Here is a 17,758-nt window from a genome sequence, read left to right as displayed (position 1 = left end):
CCTAGTTCCTAAATTAAATAGCTTATTTGTACTATACCCTCTTGCATATAAAGATGGGGTAGCGTTAAAGTCTGAGTGAACGTCATCCCATCAAGTATTCCATCACCCAAGTTCGCTTCACCTAAGCCGACATAACGATACCCCAGTCCTAAGCGCCAGTTTTTACATAGGTCTAAATCGATGCCTAGGCCAAGACTATAAGCAAAGTTCGTTGTTTTATGATCCTCAAATTCTGGGGTGAAGGTTAAAAAAGGTGGGACACTTGTTTGATAATTTGAAGTCTTATTGAAAGCCGCTCCAAGGCCTAGAGATACATAGGGATGAAAAATATTTTTAACAGAGCGCAGTAACTTCCCTTCAAAAAAAAGTTGACTGCTTTTTATTTTATAATGATATGTGAACTCATCAGCTGATTGCTCATCAACACCTTGTATTAAGATACCGCTGCCTGAAAAATTATTAGGTCTATAAAAGCTTATACCAAGCTGCAAAGCCCATTGTGGATCAACAAGAACCTCACTTCCAATTGTTCCCCCCCATAACATCCTATTTGAATGTGAATGTCTAGACGTATATTGGTATGTTGTGAAATCACCGTCCCTATTTATGGTTTGAGAATGTCCTGTCTTGGCTTCGGCTACGCCACCTGAGAGGGTTAAAAAGGGATGAAACCCATTTGAGTATTGTTGCTTCGCTTGGTGACTTATTGCAGCAGATTCTGTATGGCCTGCATTCGAAGTTATCATCACTGAACTAAAAATTATAAAAAAAGAACGTATGGAAAAAAATGGTGAAAAAAAATCCGTAATTTTTTGTTTAAGCATAAATATTCCCTCCTCGCTCCCCATAAATGGGGTATTGAAATCCTTTGCAAATGAGTCAACTAAGTTATCACTTTCAAATTTAGGTTTCTGTGTGACAGTAGATTCATTTCTATTATTTGTTCACCAAGATAGCTGATTCTGTTTTTTTTCACAATGAACATCGAATGCTTATGAATCTATTGGAAATTTTAAATGAAGATAAGCCATAAGAAACTGATCTAGTGTTGCAGACAAAAAAGGTCAGAAGCTCCTGAAATGAAAAAAATTAAAAATTATCTCGTCAAGACTGTTTTTAAATTATTTTTTTAGATATGATAGTCGACCATCTTTCTAGATGTATCTCAATGTTTCCCTTGTGGATATCTTTCAACCTACTCACTTTATACGCTACCTATAGCAGGTGTAATTTTTGAATGATCCTTATCTAATAAGACTTCTAGGGTTTATATTGTTTCATTGCTCAATAACTTATCCCCATTTTCTGTGGATAAGTCTGTGCATACCCACTGGAATTCATTAAAATCCAGCAGTAGCTAAGGTAATTGTTTCGAGTGGGCATTCAACGTAAGTTTTTTAATCATCGTAGGCTTCGGAGCTCTGTCATGACTATTATTCCGGATCCTGAAGGGGATTGTTAAGCGGATATTTTGGCCAAGTAAAATAAAACGTTGTCCCTTTTCCAAGGGTTGATTGCACCACAATCGTTCCTCTTTGTGATTCCACAATTTTTTTTACGATACTCAAACCAATTCCGGACGATTCTAATTCATTGTTTGATTTTAACGTTTGAAACATCTGAAAAATTTTATCAAAATAAATGGACTCTATACCAGGGCCATCATCTGCAACGTAAAATTTATAAAAATGAAGTTCAGTTTCTTGCACACCTATTTCTATATTTCCTGTCGCCTGATTATGATGTTTTATGCTGTTACTAATTAAATTGGATAAAACCTGGCTTAGAGAAAGACGGGGAGTATAAAAAGTAGGGAAATCGCCATTTAAAATGATTTTAAATTGATTATCTGGCTGAAGACTATCGAGGATTTCTTCCAATAAAATTTTAGTATCAACTAAACTGGTAGATAGGTCGGTGTGACCCGTTCGTGAATAGAGCAATATGCCATCAATTAGATTTTTCATACGTGCAATACGTTTTCGCAATAAAGCAAAATTTAGTTTTGACTGGGCATCGAATTTACGATTATTGTCTTCCTCAATCCAAATTGAAAGTTTTTCAATCGCTCGTAATGGTGCTTTTAAGTCATGAGAAGCAATGTAGGCAAAGGATTCCAGTTCCTGATTTTTTTTTTTAACTCATCTTCCCTACGTTCCAATTGACGAATGCGAGCACTCAGTTGTTTATTGATTTTTTTCTGTGAGGCTAATGCTTCCCGCAAGCTCTGATAGTTATTGTCCATTTCCCATATTTAAAGATCCTATTTCTTTAATTATAGACGTAAATAAACGGGTTTTCTTTCTCAACCCGGAAAAGTTCATTTTTTTGTAAAAAAAACATTTTGTTACTATATTTATCATATTATCTCTTAAATGGAATTAAGAATGTCGCGGCAAAAAGAAAGGCAAGAAGTTGAGATGAATGAACGACCGTTCGATCTTCCCAAAAGTAAGACCTTAATGGAGAGTCGATTGCGCGATATTCTCGAGGCGATTGAGTCTGTGAGACGAGGTGATTTGTCCAAGCGACTAAAAAAAGATCAATATGATATTTTTGGGGAAATAGCTGATTCTTATAATAGTATGATGGAAGGATTAAGTAGCTTTACTTCAGAAGTGACTCGTGTTGCCCGTGAAGTCGGTACCGAGGGCAAATTAGGTGGTCAAGCGCAGGTTCCTGGTGTTACAGGTACCTGGAAAGAATTAACCGATAACGTCAATGCGATGGCTGCAAATTTAACCAGCCAAGTGCGTAATATCGCACAAGTAACTACTGCGGTTGCCAGCGGGGACCTCAATCAAAAGATCACGGTTGAAGTAAAAGGCGAAGTGTTGGAGTTGAAAAATACGATCAACAAAATGGTCGATAATTTGAGATCATTCTCTGGTGAAGTAACTCGGGTTGCGAAAGAGGTGGGTACTGAAGGTAAATTAGGTGGTCAAGCACAGGTTCCTGGTCTTACAGGCACCTGGAAAGAGTTAACCGATAATGTCAACGCGATGGCTGCTAATTTAACGAACCAAGTGCGCAATATTGCCCAGGTTGCGACTGCTGTTGCGAAAGGTGATCTTAATCAAAAGATAACGGTGGAAGTTCAAGGAGAAATGCTGCAGCTTAAAGAAACACTTAATAAAATGGTGGATAGTCTAACCATCTTTGCTTCAGAAGTAACACGGGTGGCGAAGGAAGTGGGTACGGAAGGAAAACTTGGTGGTCAAGCACAAGTGCCAGGTGTTACAGGTACCTGGAAAGAATTAACGGATAACGTTAATGCGATGGCGGCTAATTTAACAAGTCAAGTACGTAATATTGCCCAAGTTGCTACAGCAGTTGCAAAAGGTGATTTGAATCAGAAGATTACTGTAGAAGTCCAAGGAGAGGTATTGCAGCTCAAAGAAACCATTAACAAGATGGTCGATAGCTTAACGATATTTGCCTCAGAAGTAACCCGTGTTGCAAAAGAAGTAGGTACCGAAGGAAAATTAGGTGGTCAGGCGCAAGTGCCTAATGTGACAGGTACATGGAAAGAATTAACCGATAATGTGAATGCAATGGCTGCAAATTTAACGAGCCAAGTGCGCAATATTGCCCAAGTTACGACAGCTGTAGCAAGCGGCAATCTTAATCAAAAAATTACCGTTGAAGTAAAAGGTGAAGTATCAGAGTTAAAAAATACCATTAACGACATGGTGGATAACTTACGATCCTTTTCAGGCGAGGTGACACGAGTCGCGAAAGAAGTGGGTACTGAAGGTAAATTAGGTGGACAGGCACAGGTTCCGGGGGTGACTGGAACATGGAAAGAATTAACCGATAACGTGAATGCAATGGCAGCAAATTTAACAAGCCAAGTGCGTAATATTGCTCAAGTCGCAACGGCAGTTGCTGATGGAGATCTTAATCAAAAAATCACTGTTGAGGTAAGCGGCGAAATTCTTCAGCTTAAAGAAACACTGAACAAGATGGTTGATAACTTAAATCTTTTTGCCGCTGAAGTAACCCGAGTTGCTAAAGAAGTGGGTACCGAAGGAAAATTAGGTGGTCAGGCATCAGTTCCAGAAGTAGGGGGAACGTGGAAAGAGTTAACCGCGAACGTTAATGCGATGGCATCTAACCTAACTGATCAAGTGCGTAATATTTCAAAAGTTGCTATTGCAATTAGCGCAGGGGATTTGACGCAAAAAATTACTGTTGAAGCCAAAGGGGAAGTATTACTTCTAAAAGAAACCATTAATAAAATGGTGGATGACCTCAATCGCTTAGCAAGCGAAGTATCTCGTGTTGCTCAAGTAGCGGGTAAAGAAGGCCGATTAAATGAGCGCGCGAATGTTGAGGGTGTGGGAGGCAGTTGGAAAGATATCGTAGATAAATTAAATAACCTTCTTAATTCAATTGCTACACCGGTGCAAGAGGTTATTCGTCTTGCGGTGGCACTTTCCATGGGAGATGTGTCGCAACGAGTCAGTATTGAAACTCAAGGTGATATTAGAACCTTATCCGATGCACTGAATAAGTCTTTTGATGATTTAGGTGCGTTGATTCGTTTTGCTATGGACAGCTCTACCAAAGTTTCAAGCGCGTCAGTACAGTTAGCGGATATTTCCAAGCAAGTCAGTACGACTTTACAACAAGCGGCGAGCACCACACAACAAATAGCTGTTGGGGCGAAAGAACAGGCGAAAAAACTAGAATCGAGTACGCGAATCGTAACGGAACTTTCTAAATCCATTCAACAAGGGGCTACCAATTCACGTACTGCAGCGGAAGTAACCCAAGAAGCAGCAAAACTTGCAAGCAGGGGAACCGATGCAGGAAAACAGGCGGCTACAAGGCTGAAGTCCATTGATGATATTGTGAAATCGAATACCGATACGGTAAAAGATCTAGATAAACGTGCCAAAGAAATTGGGGTTATCGTCGGTACGACAAAAGGTATTGCCGATCAAACGAACCTTCTCGCATTAAATGCGGCAATAGAAGCGGCGCGTGCAGGGGAAGCGGGTCGAGGATTTGCTGTTGTGGCTGATGAAATTAGAAAACTTGCGGAAGGTACTAAAAAAGCTGCGGTCCAAATTGAGGGAATGGTTAATACCATTCTTGAATCAACGACACAGGTGGTTGAAGGCATGACCACTGGTACACAAAAAGTTACGGAATCAATCGATATCGTCAATGAAGCATTAAGGATTCTTAGCCAAATCAGTTCAGGTACTCAAGAAATCACAGTTAAAGCGCAAGAAATTTCTACGGCTACATCAGAACAGGCCAAGGCAGCCCTAGCGGTTGCAAAAACAACAGAAGAAATATCGGCAACTTCAGAACAAGCTGCAGTTGGTGCAGAGCAGATGTCCTCGTCAATTCAGCAACAAACAGCCAGTATGCAACAAATGTCTGTGTCCGCTTCGAATTTATCAGTTCTTTCTGATGAGTTAAGAACAGCTTTGAAACGATTCAAAGTAGCATATATGGCTTCTGAAGCACTACTCAGGAGTGAATAATGCCGAATAAATCACCATTAATACTTCAATCAAAAGAACAGCAGGTAGTGCAACTTATAGTATTCCGAGCCGGGAATGAAGAATTTTGTATACCAATCAGTGACGCACAAGAAATTATTAAGGTGGTCCCTATCACTCCTCTTCCTGACTCTCCTTATTTTATGCGCGGTTTGATCAATGTACGTGGTGATATTGTCGCTATTATTGATATTAAAACACTTTTTTCTCTTCCCAGTCTCAATAACGAAAATCCGAAGCATATTATTATAACAAAACAAAAAAGTGGAATTTTTGGTCTCATTGTTGATGAAGTGGTAGAGGTTTTGCGGGTAAATAGTGCAGATATTAATCAAAATCCATCCAGTATTGTAAATATTCATGAAAAATATGTGGGTGGAATTGTTGTTTATGAAAATCGTTTAATCATTTTATTAAATTTATCTGGCATTTTAGCTCAAGAGGAACTTGTAAAGTTATCAGTCATAGAACGTGGTTAAAAGAATGGTTTCCCGGAAACTAAGAACGAGATGGGTAGATCTCTGTTGAGGAGAAAATAATGGGGAAGATGGTGATGATTGTAGATGATTCCAATTTCATGCGAATAATTTTAAAAGATATTTTAAATGGTAATTTCACTGACCTCGAAATCATAGAGGCTGATGGCAAACAAGCCGCTTTACTTCATCTCAAACAAAAATCCCCCGACCTCGTGTTATTAGACATAGTTATGAATGCAAGTGAAATAGAAGGAATAAAACTCTTAGAAAGTATCCATCATAAATATCCCCATTTGAACGTATTAATGATTACATCAGTTGGTCACGCATCGATTAAGGAGCAGTGTAAAACCTTAGGAGCAAAAGGATATATTCAAAAACCTTTTGAGATTGAACAAATTAAAAATGAACTTAAGAAATATTTATAACTCTCTATAGGTGTTGTAAATGAATGAAGACATAAATAAATATATGGAAGCTTTTCTTAGTGAAGCAAATGCTCATATTAAAAATATGAATTTGGCTCTTATTAATTGGGAAAAACATCCAGACAATAAGAAAAATCTACAAGATATTTTTCGCAATGCTCATACATTCAAAAGTATTTCTGCCACAATGGGATTTCAAAAAATAGCAAATTTAAATCATGCTATTGAAGATTTGTTAGATGCGATTCGCACGAAAAAAATTCCACTTAAAAAGTGTATTAATCTTTTATTTAATTGCTTTGATTTTTTAAAAGAAAACCTGAAAGAAATCTCTGGGGGACAGCCAGAGCTTGATACAGAAACAATAATTAAAAAAATTAGTTTGGTATTAACGAATAATGAGAAGCAAGCAGCGGATCTCTCTGCGATCGAATCATTTAGTAGTATGGAATCAATCACCAGCATCGAAGTGAACGTTGACCGTCTCGATAAATTGCTCAATTTAACGAAAGAATTACTTATTAACAAAATGAGGTTGGAAAGTTTAAGCGAAACCATTCAATCCTCTGAATTAACTGCCACCGTGGGTATTCTGAATCAAACACTCAATGAGTTACAGTATTACGTCATGCAAATACGACTAGTCCCTATAGGATTTGTTTTCGATCGATTTTCTCGTATGGTCAGAGATCTCGCTAAACAACAAAAAAAACAGGTGGCGTTTCACACGGAAGGCAGAGAAATCGAGGTGGACCGTTCATTAATCGACGGGATAAGTGAATCTCTTGCCCACTTAATCAAAAATGCGATTGATCATGGCTTAGAAGCTACCGATATTAGAAAGACGAAAAAAAAATCGGAAGAGGGAATTATCACGTTAAGAGCTAAACGCCAGAAAGAATCAGTAGTAATTGAAGTAAGTGATGATGGGGCTGGACTTGATCTGGAAGCGATTAAAAATATTGCTGTCCGCCACAATTTATTATCCACAACAGCTGCAAAAGCAGAAGTCACCAATGCAATCTTTTATGGGATTTCCACTGCGGAAAAAGTGACAGATATTTCAGGTAGAGGGCTAGGCTTATCTATTGTTAAGCAGACAATCGAATCCATTAATGGGTCGATAGAAGTTGCGACCGAAAAGGGAAAGGGGACTCAATTTTCGATAAAAATTCCTTTAACCTTAACAGTTATTCTTGTTTTATTGGTACGGCAAGGCAATCAGACTTATGCACTCCCCTTAAATGGTATAGAACGTTTAATAACGATACCATTTCATGAGACAGCACGTCTTTTGCACCAAGAAGCTTTTGTGTATGATGAAATGAATATTCCTCTTTTACGTTTGTCTGTTCTTTTTAAGGAAAAAAGAGCAGTAGAAGAAGAACGGCAATTTATAATTGTTTTAAGAAAAGAAGAAGAACTATTGGGTTTAATTGTAGATACACTGCTGACCACGGAAGAAATTATTACCCAACCCATCAATCCAAGTATTCGAGGTAGTAAATTATTTTCTGGCACAGCATTATTAGGCTCAGGTGAGACGATTTTAATTATAGATGTCGACGAACTTTTTCTAAGTTTAAAATCTAAACATGCGGGATGAACTATTATGAAGATAGGGAAACGATTTAATGAATTAATGAGCTTTGCAGCCTCAGAAGCAACCTTTGCACTTTCAGGGTTATTAGATCAACAGATGACGCTAGCTCATGTGGATGTGAGCGTTAAAGTATGTGAGGTGCAGAGCAGTATAAAAGATAATATCAAAGAAGAGGTAGCTCAAATTAATCCTAAAATGGGAGGCGCGATTATTATGACTACTCCCTTGATCGGTACTTTAGAGGGCATTGGTTCATTTATTTTACCAGTAACATCCGCTTTAAGATTATGTGATGTTCTTTTGCGGAGGAAGCTTGGATCGACAACGCAACTGGGAAGTCTTGAAGAATCTGCATTATTAGAGTCGGGAAACATAATTGTCAGCTGTTTTTTAAATGCATTAGGTTATATATCAGTACTTGATAACATTTTGCATAAAAAAATGACCCTTGTGGTTAGCACTAATAGTATGACTCCTGATTTAAGTTATATCGGTTCTCGTGGTGAATATATAGTTCGTACTAGTTTTTATATGAAACATATTGTTCAGGATGAGGATCAGCGTATAGATATTGATGGAATTTGTGTTTTCTTCTTTGAAAGTGCAAAAGTTACTGCATTGCTAAATATGCCCCATAATCCCGAAAAAAGCTGTTGAAAAGGTAGTAGTTTCAATAGTTTTTTCGAGATTTCGAGTTTCGTTAATTGATTAATCAACACCAACAATGCCTCATCTATTGTTCTTGTAAAATATTCGCTATCTTTTCTGCGATCAAATATGCCGTCGCCATAGTAGTACCATCTATTGGAACAGGAACAATTGAATTATCCGCTACAATAAGATTTTGTACTCCGTACACATGCCCGGTACCGTCAACAACACCTCCTTGGTTTAAGGGGGCCATTCGGCAATGACTTTGGAAAACCATGTTACTTCCCAATCCTTGCTTTATAAAATCTGTTAATTGAGGAACATCGTCAAGCACCGAGGGGTCGGGGTAAATCATTTGATAGGTAGGATCAATAATTTGTAATTGTGTATTGATATTTTTAATGTAATTTTGAAATGCATTAATATAAAGAGTGAGATCCGATTGTGCTTGAAACTCGCCTAAGTCCATGCTGGGCTCTACAAAAGGATTACTGCTGTTAATCACAATTGAACCGCGGCTTGCTGGTTGCACCAGATCCAATAAGACCACTGTGATGCCTGGAATCGGATTTATTGAGGCAAATCGTATAGAACGTACTCCAGGATTAGTTCCATTCGGATTCGGCAACATTGCAATTTGCGAAAATACACCATTGGGTGCATTTACCCGAGAGCCAATATATTTAATAAATTGTTGTCCAATAGGTGTATTTGCTAAAGCAGACATAATGTTGCCCGCAATCTGAAGCACTAGTGATGAAGGGGTGTCATTAGGATTAGAAGTATAGATCAGTATGACATGAGGTTGATCCGCCAATCCTTTTCCTACGTTGGGGTTATCATAGACTACAGGAATCTTAAGCGACCGTAATACAGCGGCTGGTCCTACTCCAGAGCGCATTAAAAACGAGCTGCTCTTAATTCCAGCACTTACAATAACTCCTTTTGCGGCATATAGTTTTTTGGGTGTGCCATTATGATAATAAGTCACTCCTACAGCCTTGTTGCCACTCCAAATCACATTATTTGCAGTAGCATGAAATAATACACGCAATTGACGTCCATTAACGCCATTGCCATCCTTATCCATTACCGTATTGTTTAAAAAAACCCGCGAACTACTGGCTCGTAACGCGCCATCTGTCCCCATTTGTGTGTATTGAAATTGAGATGAAGCTCCAATAGGGGTCATGGGATCATTATAATCAAGAACAAAACCTACATGAGTAGCATTCATGATTGCTTTCGTAAATTTAGTAGATACTAAAGTAGGGGTTTTTTCTTGTCTAATTGGGAGTGGACCGTTAAATCCTCGGCTGGCAGGATTTGTAGTTTTGCCCATGTATTTTTCTAATTCAACATAGGTATTCTGAATATTTGCCAAAGACCAGTTCGGTCCTGCTACTGCTTCCCATTGAGCGTAAACTTGATTTGTACCGCGACACCAAGCCCCCACATTTATCGATGATGCTCCACCCAGAGGTACTGCATAGACCCAGTTTAACATTCGATTTGCATCTAATTGTTGTGGAATCGTATTAGTGAGCACATATAACGGAGGACCAACTAATCCTGATAATAACGTAATCAGGGCATTTTTTGAGAGACTGATCAGGGGATCGTGATCCAAATTCGATCCGTTATGCAAGGCAATAACTGAAGTATTAAAGTCGTCGCTTAATTTTTTAGCGAGAAGAGCACCTGCGGTACCTGCACCAATAATAATGTAATCAGGAACTTTAATTTGAATAATGGCAGGTGAGGAGTTACTCACTGAAAACATACAAAATCCATTGCTTAAGGGAGTGCAACCTGCTGCTATTGAATAATAAGGAGAGTTAATCTTGATTCCAGCGAAGGGATAGGTATGGTTTGGCACAGTAGTTAGTAAGCTTAAATTGACAGTGGAAACATTATAATCTTGACAGCTCGCAGGTCCTTTTGCATTGGGACATAAGGTAACGTTAATATCCACAGGAGCTCCGTTACCTGTAATTTTAAAAATACGTCCAGGGGCTGCCCAAACCGCTTGATGGATGACAACAAGAAAAACAACGCCCCATATCTTTTTCGTCATTAGGCTTTTAATCATATAGAGTCCTGATTGAGTCAATTAGTTATATAGTTACCGCGCACACAAGTGCATTAGCATAGGTGTCACCAGTAGTTAAGTTATCAATGTATTGATCATTTACCCTATTTAAATGCCCTTTTCCTAAATAGAAGAAACGATAGCCACATTCAAATGGTATTGGGGCAATAATATTGTTTAAACGGATTCCTGCCCCGACCGTCGCAGTAAAAGTTGTTGTGGAAGTTCCTTTAAATGCATTATCAGGTATAGCAAAGTCAACTAATGGCATTTCATGATAGCCAGAGGTCCTCATAAAATTAGGACCTATTCCTGCATCGACAGTAATATTGTAAATGGGGTTATTTGTGTATATAAGCGCTTTAGCTGCCGCATAGAGGGGTACATTTTGAATGCTGTATTTATATGAAAGATTGGTGAATATATCCTCCTGAATAATGTCTCCTTGCACTTTAGTTTGACCTAAATAAAAGACATCAACCCCATAGGACAGCTGAAACCAATTATAAGAAGGACCGTTAAAATATAAGCCCGCACCAACAAGCCCACTAATTTGGGAATTGTTGTCCACGGTATATTGGTTACCTATTAAACTCTCAATATCAACATGCTGACTTTTACCTTGAGAGGCTCCAAAAAAGCCTCCTTGAATCGGGACAGACCAGATCTTAGAAGGATTTACATTACCCATCGTTCCTGCGGAACAAACAAGCGGTAATATAAGACCAGTAAAGAGTATTTTAGGTGAGCGCATAATTATCCTTAACTGTCCAATCGATTACATCATGTAACAAGCATACGCTATTATAAATCAATACAAACGTCAATTAATCCAAACCCTGCTTGGGATCACGGCGCTTTCCAGTAAAAGGAGTACTATTTAATAAATATCCAACTGTTTTATGAAAAGGCGGCTATCTCGTCTGAGACGGCCGCTATTTTTTACGAAGAATTATGCTACAAATTTAGGCTCAATTTAAATAATTAAAACTTTAGTCCCGGGGTTGGCTTTTACCCAATTAGCCACATACTCGATATAGTTATTTTTGCCAACTGCAATGCATCCACGGGTTGAACCAGGTAAGTTGCTGAACCAACTAAGCCGAGTAGATGACTGAGTTGGTCCATGGATTCCGACATCTCTCCCTGTATATCCTGCTGCTGCTTGCTTTGAAGTGGGATAGAGAATTGGGATAAAGACTTTAAATTGACTGGATTTTCTTGGATGTGCTAACCCATACAAACCAATTGGAGTTTTATTATCTCCTGCGTGTTTTTTACCCACGCCTTTATATCCAAGAGCTACTTTAAAGGTCTTAATTACAGTGCCGTGTTTACAAATATTTAAAGTTCGCTTTTTGGTATGAACATTGATCCCATTTGCTAAAGGACAAGTCCCAGTACTCGCGAATAAAGCGACAGGAAAAAAGATAGACGCCATTAAAATAAGTGCTTTTAATTTCATATAAGTATACTAATATTGTTGAGGTTGGCCAATAATTATTCCATAGTATTTCATTTATTCATAGGGGGGGCAGGTTAAATCGTTTACCTACTTTCATAGTGAGAATCTCTAATTGGAGCTAACTTTTTGATTTAAAAAGGCTCTCTAAGGAGCTCGTTTTACTTGATACCTCAGCTTGAAGACAGTGATATTTAGAGATATGCCAAAGTAAAGTCCTATAGGAGATGTTGTGCCATTAACTGAATTCATAATTTCTTTATCTGAACCTACCCCGGAGGAAATTGTTCGAACAGAAAACCCCACATTTAACAGGACGAGATGGGCTTCACCCCCGTAAGTGTGGGTGCCTTGGCTTGACCTAAAATGCGGTTGCCTCATCGCTTTCGATCTGTTTATAAATTACACATGCTATAATTATCAATGAGACATATACGCACGATATATTCTTACTAATTTTTCTTGTTAATAGAGTGCCGACCCATGACTCATATGTTGTTAATGAGCTTTGATGATAGTAATTTCATAACCCTAAATCGTACCCTCAATCGATTTATGGAGTATGCGTTCGGTTTAATTAAAAAGTCGGATATTCATTTTTGTTATATTGGCACTGCTGGTAACGATAGATTGATCGAACGCGTTTTCTTTTCTCGATTTGTACGTGCAAAATTTGGAAAAAGTGTCATTACCTCAGAATTAGTCCTAACAAAATCCCAGTCAACAAAGGAACAGCTTGAAAACTATCTTACGCAACAAGATATACTTTTTATTGGTGGTGGCAATACAGAAAAAATGTTGGAAATATGGGAAAAATCGGGATTTAGTTTTGTCTTAAATAAATTGAAATCCGAAAATCGATTACCGCTTTTAGCAGGTGTCAGTGCTGGTGGAATGTATCCCTTTCATTCAGGATTAAGTGATTCTATACCAGGACAATATAATGCAATGTCCTGCTTAGGTTGGTTTAAAGAAAGTTTTTGCCCTCATGCTAATTCGAAAAGAAAGTCCCTTTGTGTTTATAGTAATAATCAATATTTGGAGCGTATGGATGCTTACATCAACGCAGTGAGACAGGGATTATTACCATCGGGTTTTGCTGTGCCAGATGATTGTATGCTCCATTTCGAGAATTTCAATTTAGTGCATGTTATTTCATCATTAAAAGAGAATAAATGTTACTATGTCACTCATGCAACAGTTACTGATTTAGAAACAGTTTGCACAGTGAATGCGAGTGATCCAAATATTCGTCTAGAATGTTGGAGTACGTTATTCAAGTATATCGATTATTTCAAACAATACGCAGCAAAATTACAAATGAAGAATCAATAATCAAAACATCATTTCTTCGCAATGTCATATTGAACATGAGGCAAGTATTTCTAATAAATTGGAACCAATAACACCGCGAAATTCAGATCGTAAATTACCCGATATTATGAGATATGATTTACCATGGGCATCTCGATCAAACCAAATATTGAGTACATTTTTTTCAACCAGCTTATCACCGTGGTACGCTTTAACTGGCTTTTGCCTAAACCCAAACAATTTTGTTTCCGAGTTATCATAAATAAAATGATTCATGATGTTGATATTAACAAAAAAACTATGTTTTTTGCGTGCCAAAAATACTCGGCCAAACATCAGTAAAATTTTATAATTTAATTTATATTTATAAAAAATACGGGCATATATTTGAGCGAAAAGTTTTATAAAAAAGTTGCTCAGTTTTTTATTTTTCCAATCTTTTTGCAAAAGAAAAGCAAGTTTTATTATAGCGGGACATGATTGATAGTAAAAACTTTCAATTCGTGAATTCTGTACTTGCTTTGCTAATTTGAGTAACGTAGACGGTTGATTTAAGTCAATTTTAATCACATCATTTCGAACAAAAAGTCCTACCGCATTATCATACGTATCACTTTCACGAATGGATTTAACAAAATTAATGACCGCTATTTTGTTTTTTTCATTTAGGTATGGAGCCAAAATACAGCCAATTGCTGCTATCAAAGTATCTCCAATACCGATTCGATGTGTTTGGCAAAAGCGATGTAAGCCGTCCAAGGTTTTATTGGGGATCTCAAAATATGTAGTACATGACGAAGTAATGCTATTTAAAATTTGATTTTGGGGAAAAACCAATAAGGGAATATTTTTTAAATAATTATCCCAGAAATCGATTTTTTTTGATAAGTTTTTACAAAGATCTCTTTGTTCATGTTGAATGTAATCGAAAAAAACTAATTCTTGTTTTTTCCTGAAGGGCTCAGGCTGAACATATGCATTAGAGAGCTCATTCAGCACAATTTCCGCAGATAATTCATCACTGATAAAATGAGATAATGCGATTTGTATTTCACAAGAATTATTTCCGAGTCGAAATAATTTAAACGTGATCAATGGTAATCTATTTTTCCATCTTTGATTTTCTAATTCATCTAACGATACATGTAATTCGTGTTCTTGTTCTTCCAATTTCAAATCGCTAAGGTCCTTTTCAATTACTTTGAGTTGACGAATATTTTTTTGTGGACATTGCAAAGGCGAGAATCTTGCGATGCTGTAGCATAATATCGGATGATTTATACATAATAATTCAAAGACAGTGTCTAATTTTTTTTTATCCAAATTTCCTGTGATTCGTTTTCTAGTCACGATATTGGATATGTTCGACTTAGGATAAAATAATCTCATCAACCAGAATAAAAATTGCAATTCATTTAATGGCATTGCTTTTAAAAGCTGAGGATGCTCATTTCCATCTTCTTCATCTTCGGAAATATAGGCAGTATTATTGATAACATCAGCAAGGTGAGCAATCGTTTCTGTATTATAAATATCCTGTAATAAAATATTTTTATGAGTGATGTGTCGAATCTTGGTGAGCAATCGCGCTGCTGATAATGAATTTCCACCTAAATCAAAAAAATTATCTTCAATACTAATGTGTTTTAAATTTAATATTTCTAACCAAATTTTTTTCAGTATGATTTCAGTTTCGTTTCGTGGTTTTATAACTTGGTTCAATTCTTTAGTTTGCGGTTCAGGCAATTTGTGGAAATCTAATTTGCCACTTGCGGACAGGGGGAGCTCATCTATAATCACAAAAAATGCGGGTACCATGTAATTGGGCAATTGATTTTTTAGATAATCGCGCAATTCATTTATATCTAATTTTACGGATTGTTTTGGAATACAATAGGCAACCAATTGTTTCTCTTCAAGTGTCCCAGGTTCTGCTCTTGCTCGAATAATAACATTTTGAATACCCGTATATGATGTTAAACATTTCTCAATTTCACCAATTTCAACTCGAAAGCCTCTAATTTTAATTTGATGATCGGTTCTTTCGACAAAATCAATAGTCCCATCTTCTAAATAACGACATAAATCTCCGGTTCGATACAATCTACCTGAACTAAAAGGATTTTTAATAAATTTCTCCTCAGTTAATTTTTTTTTATTTAAGTATCCCTTAGCAATACCATCACCACCAATATATAATTCTCCCAAAACGCCAACAGAAACGGGGTGCATATTTTTATCTAATATAAACAACTTCGTATTTAAAGCGGGTTTTCCTATTGGAATTCGATGTGTATATTGATGGATATTATTTTTATCAATGATTATCCACGATGACGCAACGGTGGCTTCCGTGGGACCATATTCACAAAAGAGTTTGTGATTTGGAAATTTTTTTAACCAATCCTTAATATCTCCTGCTAACAAAGTTTCACCACCAAAGACAATGTATTTCAAATCCAGCATTTTATTCTCGTCCAATACAATGCCATTGATTTGTCTGAAGTGACTAGGTGTGATTTTAATAATAGAAACACGGGTATCTTGCAAATGCTTTAAATATAAATAGGGATCTCTTTTATCCTTTTCAGGACAAATTGCTATTTGTATTCCTTTTAATAAGGGGAATAAAGTACATGACACTGAAAAATCGAATGAGATAGAAGATGAAAAATCAAAAATATCTGCCGATGAAACTGAAATGGCTTTACCAAACCAATGCACAAAATGATTAACGTTACGATGGGTTATCATTACGCCTTTAGGTGTTCCTGTGGAGCCGGAAGAGTAGATTATATAAGCTAGGTCATTCGTTTTGTTAATATGTTTAGGATTGGTGGTAGGATAGGTGGCTAGCTTTGATTCGATTGAGTCCCAACAGATCACTTGCGATGTTGTCATTTCTTCAAATTGATGCGCTAGTTGCGAATGAGTTATTAGAATTTTTGCACATGAATCAAATAATATAGTTTTTTGGCGTTCAGCAGGGTTATTGGGATCCAATGGAATATAAGCACCTCCCGATTTTAAAATTCCCAAGATACCGATTAATAATTCAAAACATGGCTCCATGCAAATTGCGACCAAGGTATTTTGTTTAATTCCTATTTCTCTTAAATAATGGGCCAATTGATTGGCTCGATTATTAAAATCCCTGTAAGTAAGTGTATTTGATTGATAGATCAATCCTACCTGATCGAATATCTGCTCGATTTTTCCTTCGAACAATTCGGGTATGATTTTCTCATAAGGATATTTAGAGTTAGTTTGATTCCATTCTTCTAAAATTTTATGTTGTTCCTCAAAGCTCATATCCGTTGATGATGAGGTCATGCATAAGCTCCATAGTGATAGCTAATGTCTTAATTGTTAATTTTAGCACAAGAGTATGGCTCACTTGGAATAGGGAAAACATGTACTAAAAGACGGCCGCTCTGCATATGCGTCTCGGGGTAAACTTATTAAAAATCGTTGTATTCCAATATTCCGTAACTGAAAATTCAAATATATGTGCCTTTTTGATCAAGTATTGGCCTGGATTTGCTGGAATTAGATAAAAATAATACACATCCGGCTTATTTTAAGGTATTTTTATTTCAATAAAATATTTATTATTCGGTACTAATCAATGATCATCTATTTTTTGTTTGGGAAAACTGGTTCAGGAAAAAGTTATATAGGGAAGCTGCTCGAGAAGTTAAATATCATCCATATCGATGGCGATAAACACATTACCCCGAGGATGCTAGATTGTTTAATCGAAGATGAACAAATGACTCCCGAGATGATTGATGAATATGTTAATGTTTTGATTGATGTAATCAAAACTCAAAAAGAAAAAAATCCAGAGCAGGGATTTGTTGTCTCACAAGCGATGTATCTGGACAAATACCGACTTAAGTTATTACATGCCATACCAGAGCTGAAATTTGTATTGATTGATGTGGCACCAACGGTTCGAGCGCATTTCCTAACCAGAAGATTTCAAAATAAAGAAAGCAAAGTAAGTCCGAGGTACGCCAATGAGATGGATAAGTTTTTTGAGAATCCTTCTCATCAAATAATACCATTTGAAAATAATCAAGCAGCAGATGACGTTCTTATTGAGCAAATTCATGAAAAAATGCCAGCTCTTTTCAACATGGTAGCAAAAGAGGAAGAGTTTAACACCATTGATACAAATGCAATTTATTTAAATCCAGTTTTATAA

At 36.9% G+C, this 17,758-nt stretch carries 14 protein-coding genes; 7 read left to right on the top strand and 7 right to left on the bottom strand.

Annotated features, from left to right (window positions below; all coding sequences use genetic code 11):
* Positions 1 to 8 precede the first annotated feature (8 nt).
* The 3 genes from ACWTEW_RS30645 to ACWTEW_RS30635 all read right to left on the bottom strand — a co-directional run bounded on the left by ACWTEW_RS30645 (position 9) and on the right by ACWTEW_RS30635 (position 2,245).
* Entirely contained in the window at positions 9 to 824 is an 816-nt protein-coding gene (locus tag ACWTEW_RS30645) for an outer membrane protein (RefSeq protein WP_454781750.1), read from the bottom strand.
* Between the two features lie 609 nt (positions 825 to 1,433).
* Positions 1,434 to 1,967, bottom strand: coding sequence for a sensor histidine kinase (locus ACWTEW_RS30640; protein ID WP_454781749.1), 534 nt, complete (start codon positions 1,965 to 1,967; stop codon positions 1,434 to 1,436).
* 116 nt (positions 1,968 to 2,083) lie between these two features.
* The gene (locus tag ACWTEW_RS30635; RefSeq protein WP_454781748.1) at positions 2,084 to 2,245 is read right to left on the bottom strand and encodes a hypothetical protein; all 162 of its coding nucleotides are present in this window, start codon (positions 2,243 to 2,245) and stop codon (positions 2,084 to 2,086) included.
* Positions 2,246 to 2,387: 142 nt separating this feature from the next.
* Here ACWTEW_RS30635 and ACWTEW_RS30630 point away from each other — a divergent pair, with 142 nt between their 5' ends.
* The 5 genes from ACWTEW_RS30630 to ACWTEW_RS30610 all read left to right on the top strand — a co-directional run bounded on the left by ACWTEW_RS30630 (position 2,388) and on the right by ACWTEW_RS30610 (position 8,686).
* A complete protein-coding gene (locus ACWTEW_RS30630; protein WP_454781747.1) occupies positions 2,388 to 5,501 on the top strand; it encodes a HAMP domain-containing protein in 3,114 nt (1,037 codons plus the stop codon).
* Positions 5,501 to 5,998, top strand: coding sequence for a chemotaxis protein CheW (locus tag ACWTEW_RS30625; RefSeq protein WP_454781746.1), 498 nt, complete (start codon positions 5,501 to 5,503; stop codon positions 5,996 to 5,998). The genes ACWTEW_RS30630 and ACWTEW_RS30625 overlap by 1 nt, the downstream gene beginning before the upstream one ends.
* A 74-nt stretch (positions 5,999 to 6,072) precedes the next feature.
* Positions 6,073 to 6,426: a response regulator gene (locus ACWTEW_RS30620; RefSeq protein WP_454781745.1), complete on the top strand. Its 354-nt coding sequence runs from the start codon at positions 6,073 to 6,075 to the stop codon at positions 6,424 to 6,426.
* A gap of 19 nt (positions 6,427 to 6,445) precedes the next feature.
* Positions 6,446 to 8,032 carry a chemotaxis protein CheA gene (locus ACWTEW_RS30615; protein WP_454781744.1) on the top strand — a complete coding sequence of 529 codons (1,587 nt, stop codon included), beginning with the start codon at positions 6,446 to 6,448 and terminating at the stop codon, positions 8,030 to 8,032.
* Positions 8,033 to 8,038: 6 nt separating this feature from the next.
* Positions 8,039 to 8,686, top strand: coding sequence for a hypothetical protein (locus tag ACWTEW_RS30610; RefSeq protein ID WP_454781743.1), 648 nt, complete (start codon positions 8,039 to 8,041; stop codon positions 8,684 to 8,686).
* A 76-nt stretch (positions 8,687 to 8,762) separates the two neighbouring features.
* Here ACWTEW_RS30610 and ACWTEW_RS30605 read toward each other — a convergent pair whose 3' ends face one another.
* From ACWTEW_RS30605 to ACWTEW_RS30595, 3 genes are all read right to left on the bottom strand, one after another.
* Positions 8,763 to 10,772, bottom strand: a complete 2,010-nt coding sequence (locus tag ACWTEW_RS30605) for a GMC family oxidoreductase (protein WP_454781742.1) — start codon at positions 10,770 to 10,772, stop codon at positions 8,763 to 8,765.
* A gap of 25 nt (positions 10,773 to 10,797) precedes the next feature.
* Positions 10,798 to 11,526 carry a hypothetical protein gene (locus ACWTEW_RS30600; RefSeq protein WP_454781741.1) on the bottom strand — a complete coding sequence of 243 codons (729 nt, stop codon included), beginning with the start codon at positions 11,524 to 11,526 and terminating at the stop codon, positions 10,798 to 10,800.
* Between the two features lie 222 nt (positions 11,527 to 11,748).
* Positions 11,749 to 12,237 carry a L,D-transpeptidase family protein gene (locus tag ACWTEW_RS30595; protein WP_454781740.1) on the bottom strand — a complete coding sequence of 163 codons (489 nt, stop codon included), beginning with the start codon at positions 12,235 to 12,237 and terminating at the stop codon, positions 11,749 to 11,751.
* 480 nt (positions 12,238 to 12,717) lie between these two features.
* On the opposite strand from ACWTEW_RS30595, the gene ACWTEW_RS30590 reads away from it, so the two are divergent.
* The gene (locus tag ACWTEW_RS30590; RefSeq protein ID WP_454781739.1) at positions 12,718 to 13,569 is read left to right on the top strand and encodes a Type 1 glutamine amidotransferase-like domain-containing protein; all 852 of its coding nucleotides are present in this window, start codon (positions 12,718 to 12,720) and stop codon (positions 13,567 to 13,569) included.
* A gap of 24 nt (positions 13,570 to 13,593) precedes the next feature.
* Here ACWTEW_RS30590 and ACWTEW_RS30585 read toward each other — a convergent pair whose 3' ends face one another.
* Entirely contained in the window at positions 13,594 to 16,881 is a 3,288-nt protein-coding gene (locus ACWTEW_RS30585) for an amino acid adenylation domain-containing protein (protein ID WP_454781738.1), read from the bottom strand.
* A 295-nt stretch (positions 16,882 to 17,176) separates the two neighbouring features.
* Here ACWTEW_RS30585 and ACWTEW_RS30580 point away from each other — a divergent pair, with 295 nt between their 5' ends.
* Positions 17,177 to 17,758 (top strand): hypothetical protein, encoded by a 582-nt coding sequence (locus ACWTEW_RS30580; RefSeq protein WP_454781737.1) that lies wholly within the window; start codon positions 17,177 to 17,179, stop codon positions 17,756 to 17,758.

It is taken from the genome of Legionella stuttgartensis, from assembly GCF_977063405.2.
This window is presented reverse-complemented; position numbering and strand designations above follow the sequence as displayed.

Bases quoted from the DNA above. Each gene is read 5' to 3' on its own strand.
- ACWTEW_RS30645 (WP_454781750.1), bottom strand. From the start codon at position 824: ATGCTTAAACAAAAAATTACGGATTTTTTTTCACCATTTTTTTCCATA.
- ACWTEW_RS30615 (WP_454781744.1), top strand. From the start codon at position 6,446: ATGAATGAAGACATAAATAAATATATGGAAGCTTTTCTTAGTGAAGCA.
- ACWTEW_RS30620 (WP_454781745.1), top strand. From the start codon at position 6,073: ATGATTGTAGATGATTCCAATTTCATGCGAATAATTTTAAAAGATATT.
- ACWTEW_RS30580 (WP_454781737.1), top strand. From the start codon at position 17,177: ATGATCATCTATTTTTTGTTTGGGAAAACTGGTTCAGGAAAAAGTTAT.
- ACWTEW_RS30610 (WP_454781743.1), top strand. From the start codon at position 8,039: ATGAAGATAGGGAAACGATTTAATGAATTAATGAGCTTTGCAGCCTCA.
- ACWTEW_RS30640 (WP_454781749.1), bottom strand. From the start codon at position 1,967: ATGAAAAATCTAATTGATGGCATATTGCTCTATTCACGAACGGGTCAC.
- ACWTEW_RS30585 (WP_454781738.1), bottom strand. From the start codon at position 16,881: ATGACCTCATCATCAACGGATATGAGCTTTGAGGAACAACATAAAATT.
- ACWTEW_RS30625 (WP_454781746.1), top strand. From the start codon at position 5,501: ATGCCGAATAAATCACCATTAATACTTCAATCAAAAGAACAGCAGGTA.
- ACWTEW_RS30595 (WP_454781740.1), bottom strand. From the start codon at position 12,237: ATGAAATTAAAAGCACTTATTTTAATGGCGTCTATCTTTTTTCCTGTC.
- ACWTEW_RS30605 (WP_454781742.1), bottom strand. From the start codon at position 10,772: ATGATTAAAAGCCTAATGACGAAAAAGATATGGGGCGTTGTTTTTCTT.
- ACWTEW_RS30590 (WP_454781739.1), top strand. From the start codon at position 12,718: ATGACTCATATGTTGTTAATGAGCTTTGATGATAGTAATTTCATAACC.
- ACWTEW_RS30630 (WP_454781747.1), top strand. From the start codon at position 2,388: ATGTCGCGGCAAAAAGAAAGGCAAGAAGTTGAGATGAATGAACGACCG.
- ACWTEW_RS30600 (WP_454781741.1), bottom strand. From the start codon at position 11,526: ATGCGCTCACCTAAAATACTCTTTACTGGTCTTATATTACCGCTTGTT.
- ACWTEW_RS30635 (WP_454781748.1), bottom strand. From the start codon at position 2,245: ATGGACAATAACTATCAGAGCTTGCGGGAAGCATTAGCCTCACAGAAA.